At 63.5% G+C, this 15,571-nt stretch carries 12 protein-coding genes; 9 read left to right on the top strand and 3 right to left on the bottom strand.

Annotated features, from left to right (window positions below):
- Window positions 1-4 precede the first annotated feature (4 nt).
- The 3 genes from ampD to TQ98_RS03825 all read left to right on the top strand — a co-directional run bounded on the left by ampD (window position 5) and on the right by TQ98_RS03825 (window position 3,682).
- Window positions 5-553, top strand: a complete 549-nt coding sequence (gene ampD, locus TQ98_RS03815) for a 1,6-anhydro-N-acetylmuramyl-L-alanine amidase AmpD (protein WP_044872142.1) — start codon at window positions 5-7, stop codon at window positions 551-553.
- 15 nt (window positions 554-568) lie between these two features.
- On the top strand, window positions 569-1,405 hold the full coding sequence (gene ampE / locus TQ98_RS03820) for a regulatory signaling modulator protein AmpE (protein WP_044872141.1): 837 nt from the start codon (window positions 569-571) through the stop codon (window positions 1,403-1,405).
- 246 nt (window positions 1,406-1,651) lie between these two features.
- The gene (locus TQ98_RS03825) at window positions 1,652-3,682 is read left to right on the top strand and encodes a methyl-accepting chemotaxis protein (protein ID WP_044872140.1); all 2,031 of its coding nucleotides are present in this window, start codon (window positions 1,652-1,654) and stop codon (window positions 3,680-3,682) included.
- Window positions 3,683-3,743: 61 nt separating this feature from the next.
- Here TQ98_RS03825 and TQ98_RS03830 read toward each other — a convergent pair whose 3' ends face one another.
- On the bottom strand, window positions 3,744-4,565 hold the full coding sequence (locus TQ98_RS03830; RefSeq protein ID WP_242443045.1) for a TatD family hydrolase: 822 nt from the start codon (window positions 4,563-4,565) through the stop codon (window positions 3,744-3,746).
- A 189-nt stretch (window positions 4,566-4,754) separates the two neighbouring features.
- Between TQ98_RS03830 and TQ98_RS28235 the strand changes: the two genes are divergently transcribed.
- From TQ98_RS28235 to TQ98_RS03850, 4 genes are all read left to right on the top strand, one after another.
- Window positions 4,755-6,758, top strand: coding sequence for an aminotransferase class I/II-fold pyridoxal phosphate-dependent enzyme (locus TQ98_RS28235; RefSeq protein WP_044872139.1), 2,004 nt, complete (start codon window positions 4,755-4,757; stop codon window positions 6,756-6,758).
- Between the two features lie 70 nt (window positions 6,759-6,828).
- Window positions 6,829-7,614, top strand: a complete 786-nt coding sequence (locus TQ98_RS03840; protein ID WP_044872138.1) for a transporter substrate-binding domain-containing protein — start codon at window positions 6,829-6,831, stop codon at window positions 7,612-7,614.
- A 61-nt stretch (window positions 7,615-7,675) separates the two neighbouring features.
- Window positions 7,676-8,386 carry an ABC transporter permease subunit gene (locus tag TQ98_RS03845; RefSeq protein ID WP_044872137.1) on the top strand — a complete coding sequence of 237 codons (711 nt, stop codon included), beginning with the start codon at window positions 7,676-7,678 and terminating at the stop codon, window positions 8,384-8,386.
- Window positions 8,387-8,399: 13 nt separating this feature from the next.
- Entirely contained in the window at window positions 8,400-9,095 is a 696-nt protein-coding gene (locus TQ98_RS03850; protein WP_044872136.1) for an ABC transporter permease subunit, read from the top strand.
- Window positions 9,096-9,137: 42 nt separating this feature from the next.
- Here TQ98_RS03850 and TQ98_RS03855 read toward each other — a convergent pair whose 3' ends face one another.
- Window positions 9,138-9,761 carry a TetR family transcriptional regulator C-terminal domain-containing protein gene (locus TQ98_RS03855; RefSeq protein WP_044872135.1) on the bottom strand — a complete coding sequence of 208 codons (624 nt, stop codon included), beginning with the start codon at window positions 9,759-9,761 and terminating at the stop codon, window positions 9,138-9,140.
- A gap of 87 nt (window positions 9,762-9,848) precedes the next feature.
- Window positions 9,849-11,432: a peptide chain release factor 3 gene (locus tag TQ98_RS03860; protein WP_044872134.1), complete on the bottom strand. Its 1,584-nt coding sequence runs from the start codon at window positions 11,430-11,432 to the stop codon at window positions 9,849-9,851.
- Between the two features lie 441 nt (window positions 11,433-11,873).
- Between TQ98_RS03860 and TQ98_RS03865 the strand changes: the two genes are divergently transcribed.
- A complete protein-coding gene (locus TQ98_RS03865; protein WP_044872133.1) occupies window positions 11,874-13,037 on the top strand; it encodes a type III PLP-dependent enzyme in 1,164 nt (387 codons plus the stop codon).
- 239 nt (window positions 13,038-13,276) lie between these two features.
- Complete coding sequence (locus TQ98_RS03870) at window positions 13,277-15,490, top strand: TonB-dependent siderophore receptor (RefSeq protein ID WP_044872132.1); 2,214 nt, start codon at window positions 13,277-13,279, stop codon at window positions 15,488-15,490.
- Window positions 15,491-15,571 lie beyond the last annotated feature (81 nt).

Raw genomic sequence — 15,571 nt, forward strand, 5'->3', positions numbered from 1 at the left:
CGCCATGCAGTTGGACCCCGCATCCGGTTGGTGCCAGGGCATCAGCCATTGCCCATCGCCCAACTTCAATTGTCGCCCGCAGGGAGAGGTTTCCCTGCTGGTGATCCACAACATCAGCCTGCCGCCCGGCCAGTTCGGCACGGGGAAGGTGAAGGAATTCTTCCAGAACCGCCTGGACCCGGACGAGCATCCCTACTTCCAGGGCATTCGTGACCTCAAGGTGTCCGCGCATTTCCTGATCGAGCGCGATGGCGCCGTCACCCAGTTCGTCTCTTGCAATGAAAGGGCCTGGCACGCCGGCGTCTCCCTGTTCGAAGGCCGGGAGAACTGCAACGACTTTTCCCTCGGCATCGAGCTGGAAGGCACCGACGATCAGGCGTTCACGGAACTCCAGTACGCTGCATTGATCTCCCTGGTGGAGCAGTTGCGTTGCGCGTACCCGGCCATCACACCGGCGCGCATCTGCGGTCATAGCGATATCGCCCCGGGCCGCAAGACCGACCCGGGCCCCAAATTCGATTGGGCGCGCCTGCGAGGCGCCCTGGCACCTTAGGACAAGGAGGGACCCATGTATTTTCTGGTGCTGTTGATGGTGCTCTGGATCGAGAAGTTCTCCGCGTGGCGCTGGCATATCCAGCAGGACGGGTTCCTGCTCCGGGAGCTGGCCAAGGCCGAGACCAAGCCGCGATTCGCCGATCGCCCCTGGGCGGTCCTGGCCATGCTGGTGCTGTTGCCCTTGGTGCTGCTGGCGCTGGTCCTGCTGGCCCTCGAGCCGGTGGCCTATGGCTGGCTGGCGCTTCCTGTTCACCTGCTGGTGATCATCTACAGCCTGGGGCGCGGCGATGTGATGGCTGATATCGGCCCCTTCCGGGATGCCTGGCGGCGCGGCGACACCCAGGGCGCCTATCACGTCGCGGAGCGCGACCTCGGCCTCGAAGCGGAGGAGGGTGGCGACCTCCTGCGGCAGGTTCAGAGGTATCAGCTCTGGCAGGCCTACCAGGGATTCTTCGCGGTGATCTTCTGGTACGCGTTGCTTGGGCCGGTGGCGGCCCTGGCGTATCGCCTCCTGGCCCTGGTCAGCGAGCATGCTGTTGCACCGGCCTTGCGGGAGCGGGCGGAGATGATTCGCCATGCATTCGACTGGCTTCCGGTGCGGGTGCTGGCCGCGAGCTTCTCGCTGGTGGGCAACTTCGTCGGCGTCAGCCGGGTGTTGCTGCATGAATTGCTGAGCTGGGAAATCTCGGCCCGGAGCTATATCGAACTGGCCGGTCGCGCCGCCGCGGAGGTACCTGAGCCTGTCACCGGGGACGCCGGCGTCGCGACCCTGGATGCCCTCTGGCAATTGCTGGTACGTGCGGCGGTGCTCTGGTACGCCGGCTTCGCTGTCTGGACCCTGCTGTTCTGAATCCCTCTTCGCCTGCCCGGCACTGCCGCCGGGCGGGTCCCGCCTTTCTTAACCTTTAGTTACAGAAACTCTGGTCGATATCAGGTACACAGACGGACGCGCCAGAAAACTCTGACTTTGCTCACAGAAAAGCCTGATTGAGCCGGGCAGTCGCCGGGTGGTGGGAGATGCTGTAACGCCCGTATCGCATGCCTTGTCAGTGAATCAGGCGCGCCCATAACAATAAATGAGAACAGGAGGTGTCTTGTGAAGACCCTGTTGTATCCTGCTATCGCGCTGATGAACCGCCTCAGCTTCGGCATGAAGTTCAGTCTGATCAGCGTTCTGTTCTTCCTGCCGATGTTGATCACCAACTTCTATCTGGTGCGCGACTCCTACCGGCAATTCGTCAGCACCCGCTCCGAGCTGAAAAGCCTCGATCTCCTTGGCTCCAGCCTTCACGCGCGGCGCAGCCTGGAGAGCCTCAACGACCTGGTGCTGATCAACTCGATGATCGGCCAGTCGGGTCAGTCCGGCGACCTGGAAAAGCGCATCGTCGCCCTGGAGCAGGAGCTGCTCTCCACCCTGCAGAATCTCGCGCCGGTCGTCACCGAGCCGGAACAGGTCGAGGCCTTCAATGCCAAGCGGGACGAGCTGATGACCGCTCTGCAGGCAGCCAAGGGCGAAACTTCCCTGCAGAGCAAGAGCGCGATGATCGAGAAGCTTCTGGGCAACGCCCAGGTGTTCATCAAGTTCGTCGCCGCCCAGTCCGGCCTCAGCCAGGATGACCAGTCCGACGTACGCCAGATCACCGAACTGGTCACCACCGCCACCCCCGAAGTGACCCGGGCCCTGGGCAAAGGCCGCGCTGTCGGCGCTTACTCCCTTGGCCAGGGGTTCCTCAACTCCGCAGCCAGCACCAAGCTGGACGATCTACTGCTGGACCTGGACAAGCTCAATGCCGAGTACGGCCTGAGGATCGCCGATGCCCTCGAAGGCAGCCCGCGTGCCCACCAGGCCCTGGACGGTCTGACCACCGCCAGCCGCGACACCATCAAGCACAGCGCCACGCTCTTCGAGGAAAAGGTCATCATGGCCGACACCCTCAACACCCCCTGGCAGCAGTTCTACGACCAGGTGAGCGTTGCGCTGGACAAGACCTATCAGCTCAACGACGGCTCCCTCGCCTTCCTCAAGGCCGAGCTGGAAAGCCGTCTGGCCGGCAAGCGCACGCAGACCGTGCTGCTGGTAGTCGCGCTGCTGGTGGTGTTCATTTCCATCGTCTATCTCTACAGCGGCTTCTACGTTTCGACCCGTACCACCCTGGCGCGTCTGGGCAAGGTGATGGATGAAGTGGCCGCCGGCGACATGACCGTCAACTTCCGTGCTGAAAGCCGCGACGAGTTGGGCGAGCTGGGCCAGGTGTTCAACGGCACCGTGGCGAAGATCCACGACCTGATCGAGCTGGTGGGCCACACGGTGGTCGAAGTCGAGCGCCAGGCTGGCCGCGTGGAGCAGGTATCCGGTGAGAGCAACCTGGCGGTGGCAGGTCAACGCAGCCAGATCGAGCAGGTGGCTACGGCCATGAACCAGATGTCCGCCACCGCCCAGGAAGTGGCGCGCAGCGCTGCGGCAGCCGTGGGCAGCGCCCACAGCGTCAATCAGGAAACCGTGAGCGGCCGCGCCCTGGTGGAGTCGCAACTGGGCAGCATCGAGCGTCTGGCCAGCGGGATCGACCAGTCGATGGCGGTGATCAACCAACTGGCCGCCGACAGCGCCTCCATCAGTCGGGTGCTGGAAGTGATCAAGGGCATTGCCGAGCAGACCAACCTGCTGGCGCTGAACGCCGCCATCGAGGCTGCCCGTGCCGGTGAGCAGGGCCGGGGCTTTGCTGTGGTGGCGGACGAGGTGCGCACCCTGGCCAAGCGCACCCAGCAGTCCACCGAAGAGATCGAGCAGATGATCGCCAAGCTCCAGGGCGGCGTCGGCGCGGCAGTGAAGGCGATGAACGCCAGCCACCAGATGGCCGACGGCACCGTCAGCCAGTCCGGCAAGGTGCAGGCGGCGCTGGAGAACATCCTCGGCGCGGTGGGGCAGATCGTCGACCAGAACCAGCAGATCGCCGCTGCGGCCGAGCAGCAGACCGCCGTGGCCCATGACATCGACCAGAACATCGTCGAGATCAACCATGCCGGCGAGCGCACTGCCGAGGGCGCGAACCAGACTGAAAAAGCCAGCCGCGAATTGTCCGGCCAGGTGGCGCAGCTCAAGCAACTGATCGGCGCCTTCCGTGTCTGATTCCCTGCGCTAAAAAAAGCCCGCCAATCGGCGGGCTTTTTTGTGTACGGGTGAATCGCCCCTACAAGGGAATGTCCCACCCGAATACATCGCACGCATTCCGCGTACTCGCCTCAGCCAGTTCTTCGGGCGTCACGCCGCGAATCTCTGCCAATGCCGTGCAGATGTCCGGCAGGAACTCCGGGCTGTTGCGCCCGTAGGGATGCATGGCCGGCGCCATGTCCGGGGAGTCGGTCTCCAGGACGATGGATTCCAGCGGCAGCTGCGCCACCACCTTGCGCAGGCGGTTGGCCTGGGGCCAGGTGGGTGCGCCCCCGAGGCCGAGGCGGAATCCCAGTTTGCGGTACTCCTTGGCGTCTTCGACGCTGCCGGCGAAGGCGTGAACGATGCCGGCACGCTTGAGGCGAAAGCGCTTCAAGGTGGCGATCACGGCTGCATGGCTGCGCCGCACGTGCAACAGCACCGGTAATTCGAATTCCGCTGCGAGGGCCAACTGGGCCTCGAACAGGCGTTGCTGTTCGTCGCGATCCAGTTCGGGGATGAAATAGTCCAGGCCGAACTCACCCACCGCACAGAGCTTGGGGTGGTCCGCGTAGCGTTCCAGCAGGTTGCGCAGTTCCAGCAGATGCTCGGCGCGATGCTGGGCCAGATACACCGGGTGCAAGCCAAAGGCGATGAAGAATCCGTCCTCGGTGTTGGCCAGGTCCCAGATCCGCTGCCAGTTCTCCTGGAACACCCCGAGCAGCACCTGGCGTCGGACGCCCAATTGGCGGCAGCGAGCCAGGACCTCGCTGCGATCGGCATCGAAGTCGGGGAAATCCAGGTGGTTGTGCGTGTCGATCAGCATGGTCGCCAGCATATACCGCTGCGGTGCGGCTGGCATGTCCATTCCCCGGGCGACGGACGGATTTTCCGGCATACCCGCTCTGCGTCGGGGCACGCGGCAGGGGCAGGAAAGGACCTGAAAAAACGCTATTGAACACTCGTTCATGCTGGGCTATGTTGGGGCCACTCGCCGGTTTGCCGATGCAGTCAGTGATCCGGATTCCACCCTTTGCAATGGGGCTCGAACATGCGTTTCGCTTCGCTTGTGGACAGGATGGCAGGGCCAGGCACAGCGGCCTGGGATATTCACTACGCGGCCATCGCCGCCCAGAGGGCAGGCGAGGACGTGATAGTCCTCAGCATCGGCGACCCGGACTTCGCCACCCCGGCAGCCATCACCGATGCCGCCATCGAAGCCCTGCGGGCTGGCGACACCCATTACTGCGACGTCGCCGGCCGCCCCGAGCTGCGCCAGGCCATCGCCGAACTCCACGGCCGCCTGACCGGCCAGCCGGTGACGGCGGACAGCGCCATCCTGGTAGCGGGCGCACAGAACGGTCTTTACGCAGCTGCCATGTGCCTGCTGGAAGCGGGTGACGAAGTCATCGTCTTCGACCCGGTCTATGTCACCTACGAAGCCACCCTTAAGGCCACCGGCGCCACCCTGGTGCGGGTGCCCTGTCCAGCGGCGGGCGGCTTCCGCCCTGATCTTGAAGCCTTGCGTGGTGCCATCAGCGAGCGCACCCGGGCGATCTTCTTTGCCAACCCGAACAACCCCACCGGCGCCGTCCTCAGCGCTGAAGAAATGCAAGTCATCGCCGATCTGGCGAAGCAGCATGACCTTTGGGTGGTGGTGGACGAGGTCTATGAAAGCCTGGTGTTCGAGCAGTCCCACCGTTACTTCGCCACCCTACCTGGGATGCGCGAGCGCACGGTGAGTATCGGCAGCCTGTCCAAGTCCCACGCCATGACTGGCTGGCGCACGGGCTGGGTGATCGCCAGCCCCGAGCTGGTGGCCCATATCGAAAACCTGGCGCTGAACGTGCTCTACGGCTTGCCCGGCTTCGTGCAGGAGGCCGCGCTGACCGCCGTGCTCGCCTATGACCAGGTGACCGCGGAGATGCGCGAGCTCTATCGGCGCCGCCGCGACCTGGTGGTGTCTGCACTTGAAGGCTGTGCACCGCTCAAGGTGCTGAAGCCGGAAGCCGGCATGTTCGTGCTGGTGGATGTGCGCGGCAGTGGTCTCAGTTCCCTCGATTTCGCCTGGCAGCTGTTCCGCGAAACCGGCGTTTCGGTGCTGGATGCCGCGGCCTTCGGTCCCGCCGCCGAAGGCTTCGTGCGCCTGTCCTACAGCCTGGGTGAAGAGCAGTTGGCCGACGCCTGTGCGCGCATCCGCCGCTTTGCCGCCGGCCTGAAGCCGAGCCCGGTCATCGAGGTGATCCAGACCCGTCCGACCGAACGCCAGCCGGCACAGGTCGAGCGTCCGAAGATGGTGGAGGTGGATTCCATCCACAAGCGCTTCGGCCAGTTCGAAGTGCTCAAGGGGGTGTCGCTGACTGCTCAGGAAGGCGGGGTGGTCTCACTGATCGGCGCCAGCGGCTCCGGCAAGAGCACCCTGTTGCGCTGCATCAACATGCTGGAGATTCCCAATCAAGGCACGGTGACGGTCGATGGCGAGAGCATCCGTCTCACCACCAACCGCATCGGCGAGCCGGTCGTGGCGGACCAGAAGCAGCTGACCCGCATCCGCTCGCGTCTTGGCATGGTGTTCCAGAGCTTCAACCTCTGGCCCCATCGCACCGTGCTGGAAAACCTGATCGAAGCGCCCATCCAGGTTCTGCGCGAAAGTCGCGCCGAAGCCCTGGAGCGGGCCGAGGCACTGCTGGACCGGGTCGGTCTGGCGGCCAAGCGTCACGAGTACCCGTCCTTCCTCTCCGGTGGCCAGCAGCAGCGGGTGGCCATCGCCCGCGCCCTGGCGGTGGAGCCCAAGGTGATGCTGTTCGACGAGCCCACCTCGGCGCTGGACCCGGAACTGGTCGGCGAAGTGCTGCGGGTGATCCGCTCCCTGGCCGAAGAGGGGCGCACCATGATCCTGGTGACCCACGAGATGGCCTTCGCCCGCGACGTTTCCACCCACGTTGCCTTCCTCCACCAGGGCCGGATCGAAGAGGAAGGCCCGCCGCAGGAGGTCTTCCTGCGTCCGCGCAGCGAGCGCTGCCGGCAGTTCGTCACGGCTCACCAGAATCGCTGAACCCAGCCGCCATGGGCGGCCGGTGCCACAAGCTCTAACCACAACAAAACCAAGCAGGGCAGGTATCACCATGAAGAAGTCTGGACTGGCAAGTTGGATGGCAGGTGCGGTAATGCTCGTCGCCGGTGTAGCGGGCGCGCAGGCCGATCCCATTCGGTTCGCATTGGCGGCGGAACCCTATCCGCCCTTCTCGGTGAGGCAGCCGGACGGCCAATGGACCGGTTTCGAGCCGGACCTGATCCGCAAGCTGTGCGCGGATATGCAGGCGGAGTGCGTGATCGAGGAAGTGGCCTGGGACGGCATCATTCCTGCGCTGCTGGCGAAGAAGGTGGACGTGATCTTCAACTCCATGTCCATCACCGAGGAGCGCGAAAAGCAGATTTCCTTCAGCCGTCCCTACTACGACTCGCCCGCCGTCATCGTCGCGCCTGAGGCCGTGGAAGTGGGCACCAAACCCGAGGCCATGAAGGGCAAGTCGATCGGCGTGCAGATCTCCACCAACAACTCCAACTACGTGAAGAAGTACTACGAGGGCATCGCCGACGTTCGCTACTACGACACCCAGGACGCGGTGAACTCCGACCTCGTGGCCGGTCGTATCGACCTGATGCTGGCCGACGGCCTGGGCGTAGCGGACTTCGTCAAGTCGGCCGATGCCAAATCGGCAGGAATCGTGGTGAAGGGCGAGGTGCCCTATGACCCGGTGTTCGGTCGCGGCATGGGCGCCGGACTGCGCAAGGAAGACCAGGCGCTGCGGGCCCGGATCGATGATGCCATCGGCAAGCTGCTGGCCAGCGAGGACTACAAGACCATTTCCGCCCGCTACTTCGACGTGAGCGTCGCGCCGAAACAGTGATTTGTGTCGCCGCCCCGGAGCACCGGGGCGGCGTGTTTCCGCTTCGCGTCGAGGTGTCTTGATGTCGTCTTACTTCGATCTGGTGGGCTTTGGCCCCCAGGGCTGGGGATCGGCCTTGCTCAAGGGGTTGTGGGTAACCCTGGAAATCTCCGTGGGTGCATTTCTGGTCGGTATCCTGATCGGCCTCTGCGTCGCCTGCGCCAAACTCAGTGGGCCACGTCCGGTGGCCAAGATCATGCGCGGTTACACCACGCTGTGCCGCGCGGTTCCCGAACTGTTGCTGATCCTCCTGCTGTTCTATGCCGGCTCAATGGGCATCAACGAGGTGATGGGCTGGCTGGGCTACGCCCAGGTCAAGCTGAACGGCACCCTGGTTGCCATCCTGGTGCTGGGCCTGGTGCAGGGCGCCTACGCTTCGGAAATCTTCCGGGGGGCGATCCAGGCCATTCCCCATGGCCAGATCGAGGCTGCCCGGGCCTTCGGGATGAACGGGTTCAATCTGTTCCACCGGGTGACGCTGCCGGTAATGGCGCCCAACGCCCTGGCAGGGATGGCCAACCTCTGGATCAACCTGATCAAGGACAGCGCGCTGATCAGCGTGGTGGGGACCAGCGAACTGCTGTTCACCGCCAAGCAGGCCGCAGGCTCCACGCGCCAGTACCTGGTGTTCTATCTCACGGCGGCAGCCTTCTACTACGTGCTGACGCTGCTCTCCAATCTGCTGTCCGGCTGGCTCGAGCGACGTTTCCGTCGCTGGATGCCGTCTGTATGAGGAGGCCTGCCTGATGAACCCGAGCTGGATCGTCGAATACGCCAGCCTGTTGCTGAACGGGCTGGGGACCACCCTGCTGCTCCTGCTGATCTCTGCCGTACTGGGCTTCGTCCTGGCACTTGGGGTCGCGCTGGCGCGGATGTCGCGCAACCCACTCATCGCCAGCCTCAGCCTGGGCTACACCAGTGTGATTCGTGGAACGCCGCTACTGGTGCAGATCTACATCTTCTACTACGGTGTGGGCAGCCTGTTCGCCCAGTTCCCGCTGATTCGCGGCAGCTTCCTCTGGCCCTATCTGCGTGATGGTTTCTGGTACATCGTGCTGGCCCTGGTGCTCTCGGTGGGCGCCTATGTGGGCGAGGTAATCCGCGGCGGCATGAAGTCGGTGCCCCGTGGCGAACTGGAAGCGGCGGCGGCCTTCGGCATGCGCAAGCGCCTGGTGCTGACGCGGGTCTGGCTGCCACGGGCGATTCGCCTGCTGCTGCCAACCCTGGCGGGGGAAACGGTGCTGCTGCTGAAATCCACGGCGCTGGCTTCTACCGTGGCGGTGGTGGACTTGCTGGGCGCAGCCAACGTGGTGCGTGCGCAGACCTTCCAGATCTACCAGCCGTTGCTGCTGGTGGCAGGCATCTACATCTGCCTGACCTTCCTGATCGAGGCTGGGGCTGCCCGGGTGGAACAGCGAAACATGTTTCGTCGGGCGACTTAGCCAGGGCATTCAGGCTGGTTTCTGCAGGAGCGCTAGCCGGATTCAGGCGTAGGCCCCACCCCGCAAGCTGGCGACCCAGCGGCGGCTGATTTCCAGCCCATCCTCGGCGCTGATATTCGCCGGGTTCAGACACCATTCCAGCCACAGGCCATCCAGCAGCGCCGAGAGGGCGACGGCAGCCAGACGGGGCTTGGCGATGGCGAAGCCTTCCTTGCGCGAAAGATCGGAAAGCAGGACTTCCAACATGCGCAGCGTGCCACCGTAGGTGCGCTCGTGGGCCTCGTTCACCTGCGGCGAATGGCGTATCAGGCTCCAGAACACCACCCAGGGACTCAGCAGGTCGGGGTCCAGGGTGACCGGGGAAAAGTAGCTGGTGAGAAAGGCGTCCAGGCGCGCTTCCGGATCATCGCCGGCCTCATTGATGCGCGTCTGGAGTATCTGGTTCACCTCGGTGGCGAGCGTCTCGTAAGCCTGGGCGACCAACGCGTCGATGCTGCCGAAGTAGTGGTTGATCAGGCCAATGGCGACATTGGCCTCCTTGGCGATGCGACGCACCGAAATCCCCGCGTGCCCCTCGGCGACCAGGCATTTCAGCGTGGCCCGGACGAGGTGCTCGCGGCGTTCGTCGGGATTGGTCCTGGGCTGTCTTTCGCGGGGGGTGTCCAAGGGGCGAATTCCTGCGCTCGATAAGGTGCCAGCCTAGCGAAGGTTGCAGAAGGCGAAAAGCCGGCGTGGGGACACGCCGGCCGGGCCTCAGTGGTGCTCGCGGGTGGCGCGGAAGGTTACGTCCGGCCAGCGCTCTTCCATCAGGTTGAGGTTCACGCGGGTCGGAGCCAGGTAGGTGAGGTGGCCGCCGCCGTCGATGGCCAGGTTTTCGAAGGCCTTGTCCTTGAACTCCTTGAGCTTCTTCTCGTCCTTGCAGTCGATCCAGCGCGCGGACCAGACGTTGATCGCCTCGTAGGCGCACTCCACCTTGTATTCCTCCTTCAGGCGGCTGGCGACGACGTCAAACTGCAGCACGCCCACGGCGCCGAGGATGATGTCGTTGTTGCGCTCGGGGAAGAACACCTGGGTCGCGCCTTCCTCGGCCAGTTCCTGCAGGCCCTGGCGCAGCTGCTTGGACTTCAGCGGGTCCTTCAGGCGCACGCGGCGGAAGAGTTCCGGGGCGAAGTGCGGGATGCCGGTGAAGCCCAGGGCTTCGCCTTCGGTGAAGGTGTCGCCGATCTGGATGGTGCCGTGGTTGTGCAGGCCGATGATGTCGCCGGCAAAGGCTTCGTCCAGTTGCTCACGCTCGCTGGAGAAGAAGGTCAGGGCGTCGGCGATTTTCACGTCCTTGCCGATCCGCACGTGGCGCATCTTCATGCCCTTCTCGTACTTGCCCGAGCAGATGCGCATGAAGGCGATGCGGTCGCGGTGCTTCGGGTCCATGTTCGCCTGGATCTTGAACACGAAGCCGGAGAACTTCTCCTCGGTCGGCTCGACGCTACGCTCGTGGGTGGCGCGGGACAGGGGCTTGGGCGCCCAGTCGACGATGCAGTCCAGCACCTGGTCGACACCGAAGTTGCCCAGAGCGGTACCGAAGAACACCGGGGTCATGTGGCCCTTGAGGAATTCGTCCTTGTCGAACTCGTGGCAGGCGCCCTGCACCAGCTCCAGTTCCTCGACGAAACGCTCGTAGAGATCACCCAGGTGGGCGCGGGCCTCATCGGAGTCGAGCTTGTCGATGACTTTCATCTCGGTTCGCTCGTGGCCGTGGCCGGGGGTGTAGACGATGACCTTGTCCTGGGCCAGGTGATACACGCCCTTGAAGTCCTTGTAGCAGCCAATGGGCCAGGTGATCGGGGCGGCCTTGATCTTCAGGACCGCCTCGATTTCGTCCAGCAACTCGATGGGGTCGCGGATATCGCGGTCCAGCTTGTTGATGAAGCTGACGATGGGCGTATCGCGCAGGCGGCAGACGTCCATCAGCGCGATGGTGCGCGGCTCGACGCCCTTACCGCCGTCGAGGACCATCAGCGCGGAGTCCACCGCGGTCAGGGTGCGGTAGGTGTCTTCCGAGAAGTCTTCGTGGCCGGGGGTGTCGAGCAGGTTGATCATGTGCTCGCGGTAGGGGAACTGCATCACCGAGGTGGTGATGGAGATACCGCGCTGCTTTTCCATCTCCATCCAGTCGGAGGTGGCGTGCCGGTCGGACTTGCGCGACTTCACGGTACCGGCGACGGCGATGGCCTTGCCCATCAGCAGCAGCTTTTCGGTAATGGTGGTCTTACCGGCGTCGGGGTGGGAAATGATGGCGAACGTGCGGCGTTTCGCGACTTCGGCGGCCTGAATGGTCATGGAGGTGAAATCCGTCGACGAGTAGTCGGTCTGTCAAAAAAGGCGGCGATTATAGCGGTATTCGCAGCCCGCGCGGCGGCCATCGGGCGAGAGGAAAGAGCGGGGATTGTGCGGTATTCCAGTTCGTTCTGTTGGATATCCAAAACAGTCAACTGGGGATGCGACAAAGGGATGCGACAAAGCGGCAATTTTTGATTGATCTGCGGTTCTTGTGGTCCTAAAGTTCGCGCCCGAACGTCCATGCTGGCAACGATCCATCCGGCTCAAGTACTGACGACGAGAGGTTTGAAGTCGGAAACGACTGAAAATCCTCGGCGACATGCCTTGGGAAGTAGGCGAACCAAAGTGGGGAAACTGATCAGACGTTCAGGCCGTTTGTCCAACCGAAGACCCGGCCACCCCTGACAACTTTCGTTTGTATTGCCATATGGAGTCCCTCGCATGTCGATCAAGGTCGAAGACTATTTCTCGCCCGAAACTTTCCAGCGTATGAAGGCGTTTGCCGACAAGCACGAAACCCCGTTCGTGATGATCGACAAGCAGACCATCGCCGATTCCTACGATCAACTGGTCAGCTGCTTCCCCTTCGCCAAGATTTACTACGCGGTGAAGGCCAACCCGGCGACCGAAATCACCGAACTGCTGCGCGAAAAAGGCTCCAACTTCGACATCGCGTCCATCTATGAGCTGGACAAGGTGATGAAGACCGGCGTCGGCCCGGAGCGCATTAGCTACGGCAACACCATCAAGAAAGCCCGCGACATCCGCTACTTCTACGAGAAGGGCGTGCGCCTGTTCGCCACCGACTCCGAAGCCGACCTGCGCAACATCGCCAAGGCCGCTCCGGGCTCCAAGGTCTACGTGCGTATCCTCACCGAAGGCTCCACCTCGGCTGACTGGCCGTTGTCGCGCAAGTTCGGCTGCAACCCGGACATGGCGCTGGATCTGCTGATCCTCGCCAAGCAACTGGGCCTGGTGCCTTACGGCGTGTCCTTCCACGTGGGCAGCCAGCAGCGCGACATCGACGTCTGGGACGCCGCCATCGCCAAGGTGAAGGTGATCTTCGAACGCCTGAAGGAAGAAGACGGCATCACCCTGCAGATGATCAACATGGGCGGTGGCTTCCCGGCCAACTACATCCAGCGCACCAACAGCCTGGAAACCTACGCCGAGGAAATCATCCGCTTCCTCAAGGAAGACTTCGGCGACGAGCTGCCGGAAATCATCCTGGAGCCGGGCCGTTCCCTGATCGCCAATGCCGGCATCCTGGTCAGCGAAGTGGTGCTGGTGGCGCGCAAATCGCGCACCGCCGTGGAGCGCTGGATCTACACCGACGTGGGCAAGTTCTCCGGCCTGATCGAAACCATGGACGAAGCCATCAAGTTCCCGATCTGGGTCGAGAAGAAAGGCGAGATGGAAGAAGTCGTGATCGCCGGCCCGACCTGCGACAGCGCCGACATCATGTACGAGAACTACAAGTACGGCCTGCCCCTGAACCTGGCCGCCGAAGACCGCCTCTACTGGCTGTCCACCGGTGCCTACACCACCAGCTACAGCGCGGTGGAATTCAACGGCTTCCCGCCGCTGAAGGCTTACTACCTGTAAGGTTGCAAGCGCTTCGAACAAGGCCCGCCATTTGGCGGGCCTTGTTGTTTGCGCATCAGGGCGGTGTTCGCCCCCACCAGGATGGTGCCTTGGGGGCGGGGTGGATTACCGCCACGGTTCGCCTTGGTTGTAGGGATTTTCTGCTCTCGCCAAGGGCATTTCCGAACCTGCTCCGGCTATCTTTTGTTGATAATCATTCCTAAATAGAGTCGCTCCCCATTCAACTGGGGAGACCTCTCATGGAGCACCAAACCGCACCACTCAAGCTTTCGTCGCGCAACCTGCTGGCCGCCGCCATCGGCCTCGCCCTCTCCGGTCTGGGCAGCCAGGCCATGGCCGAAGCGCAAGGCAAGGCCATGCAGCTCGACAGTGTGACTGTCGATGGCAAGCGCGAGAAACCCTACAAGGTCGAGCGTTCGGCTTCTGCCAAGTACGCCGTACCCCTGCTGGACACGCCGCAGACCATCACGGTGGTGCCGCAGGAAGTGATCCAGGACCAGAAGGCGCTAAGCCTGCGCGAAGTGCTGTCCAACGTCTCTGGCATCACCTTCAACGCCGGGGAAGGGGGCGTCGGTTCGGGCGACAGCATCAACATCCGCGGCTTTTCCGCCAACTCCAACATGCAGATCGACGGCCTGCGCGACAGCGCGCAGAACAACCGCACCGACACCTTCAACATCGAGCAGGTGGAGGTGATCAAGGGCCCCAACTCGGTATTCGGCGGCATGGGTACCACCGGCGGCACGGTCAACCAGATCACCAAGCAACCGCTGGGCGAAACCTTCACCCGCATCGGCGCGGGCCTGGGCACCGACAGCTACCGCCGCCTGACCCTGGACACCAACCAGCCGCTGGAGGAGGTCGGCAATGGCAGCGCCTTCCGCCTCAACCTGATGGCCCACGAGAACGACGTGCCCGAGCGCAAGCAGATCGAACGCCAGCGCTGGGGGCTCGCGCCATCCCTGGCGCTGGGGCTGAGCGAGGACACGCGCCTGACCCTGAGCTACTTCCACCAGACCGACGACAACCAGCCCGACTACGGCGTGCCCGCCTTCAATGGCAAGCGGGTGTCCGGCGTCAGCCGCGATGCCTACTTCGGCTTCCGCAACCTGGACAAGGAAGAGATCAGCCAGAACGCCTTCACCCTCAAGCTGGAACATCAGTTCAACGACGACCTTTCGCTGCAGAGCCTCACCCGCTACAGCCAGATCCATCGCGACACGGTGATCTCCGCCGCCCATATCAATATCGACAAGCTGCCTCCGGGCAAGTACCTGCCGGCGGGGCCGCAAGCCTATGGGCGCGACGTCACCAGCAAGATGTGGATCAATCAGACCAGCCTGACCGCCAACTTCGACACCCTGGGGTTCGGCCACACCCTCGTCGGCGGCCTGGAGCTGTCCCGCGAGACCTATGACCGCGATGTCTATTCCTACGGTCTCAAGTTCCCGAGTGCCGGTTTCGAGCTGGCCAGCCCGCCGGGCTACTGGAGTGGGCCGACGGACAAGGGGACGTCCTCCACGGTGGAGACGCGCCTGATCGACCGGGCACTCTATGCCTTCGACACCATTGCCCTGGACGAGATGTGGGACCTGAGCCTGGGCCTGCGCTACGACTGGGTGGACGGCGATGCCGAGAATCGCAGCCTGACCAAGGGCGCCTGGACCACCAAGGGCTTCAGCTCCAGCGACGAGCGTCTGAGCAGCCGCGCCGGGCTGGTGTTCAAGCCCACCGATTTCGGCCGCCTCTATGTGGCCTGGGGCAACTCCTTCAACCCCTCGGCGGAAAACCTCGCCACCTCGGGTGCTGGCCTGAGCGAGGCGACCCAGAAGCTCGGCCCGGAAAAAAACGAGACCTGGGAGTTGGGCACCAAGTGGGAGCTGCTGGATCGTCGCCTGGGGCTGGATGCCGCTGTCTTCCAGGTGGAGAAGCAGAATGCGCGGGTCACCATGGTCAATGGTTCCACAGCAATGGCTGGTGATCGCCGGGTACAGGGGTTCGAACTCGCGGCGACCGGCAAGCTCACCGACGAGTGGAACCTGTTCGCCAACTTCACCTTCCTCGACAGTGAAGTCCGCAAGGACGCCAACACGCCGAAGGGCCTAGCAACCGTAGGGCAAGCCCTGGCCAACACGCCGCCACGCTCCTTCAACCTGTGGACCACCTACGACCTGCCGGGCAATGTCCGCGTCGGCTATGGCACGCGCTACGTCAGCGAGCGAAACCTCACTTCGTCCAACGACCGGATCAAGTTGGACGCGTACTGGCTGCACAACGCCATGCTGGGCTACAAGGCCAGCGAGAACCTGGACCTGCAGCTGAACCTCAACAACCTGTTCGACAAGGACTATGTGGAGCGTGTGCGCACCACGCTGGGCGATGCCGCCCGCTCCTCAGCCATCGAATACGGCGATGCCCGCTCGGCCGTGCTCTCCGCAACGCTGTCCTTCTGACCGCCTCACGACGAACGCCCCGGCCGCGCAAGCAGTCGGGGCGTTCTGCATGGCGAAGGCCATCTTTACCTGGCCTGGATC

The sequence above is a fragment of the Pseudomonas sp. LFM046 genome (genome assembly GCF_000949385.2).
In the GTDB taxonomy this organism is placed as follows: Bacteria; Pseudomonadota; Gammaproteobacteria; order Pseudomonadales; family Pseudomonadaceae; genus Metapseudomonas.

What these genes read in the sequence shown, in the direction of transcription:
- ampD (WP_044872142.1), top strand. Translation starts at nt 5, where the DNA reads ATGCAGTTGGACCCCGCATCCGGTTGGTGCCAGGGCATCAGCCATTGC.
- ampE (WP_044872141.1), top strand. Translation starts at nt 569, where the DNA reads ATGTATTTTCTGGTGCTGTTGATGGTGCTCTGGATCGAGAAGTTCTCC.
- TQ98_RS03830 (WP_242443045.1), bottom strand. Translation starts at nt 4,565, where the DNA reads ATGCCAGCCGCACCGCAGCGGTATATGCTGGCGACCATGCTGATCGAC.
- TQ98_RS28235 (WP_044872139.1), top strand. Translation starts at nt 4,755, where the DNA reads ATGCGTTTCGCTTCGCTTGTGGACAGGATGGCAGGGCCAGGCACAGCG.
- TQ98_RS03840 (WP_044872138.1), top strand. Translation starts at nt 6,829, where the DNA reads ATGAAGAAGTCTGGACTGGCAAGTTGGATGGCAGGTGCGGTAATGCTC.
- TQ98_RS03845 (WP_044872137.1), top strand. Translation starts at nt 7,676, where the DNA reads ATGTCGTCTTACTTCGATCTGGTGGGCTTTGGCCCCCAGGGCTGGGGA.
- TQ98_RS03850 (WP_044872136.1), top strand. Translation starts at nt 8,400, where the DNA reads ATGAACCCGAGCTGGATCGTCGAATACGCCAGCCTGTTGCTGAACGGG.
- TQ98_RS03860 (WP_044872134.1), bottom strand. Translation starts at nt 11,432, where the DNA reads ATGACCATTCAGGCCGCCGAAGTCGCGAAACGCCGCACGTTCGCCATC.
- TQ98_RS03865 (WP_044872133.1), top strand. Translation starts at nt 11,874, where the DNA reads ATGTCGATCAAGGTCGAAGACTATTTCTCGCCCGAAACTTTCCAGCGT.
- TQ98_RS03870 (WP_044872132.1), top strand. Translation starts at nt 13,277, where the DNA reads ATGGAGCACCAAACCGCACCACTCAAGCTTTCGTCGCGCAACCTGCTG.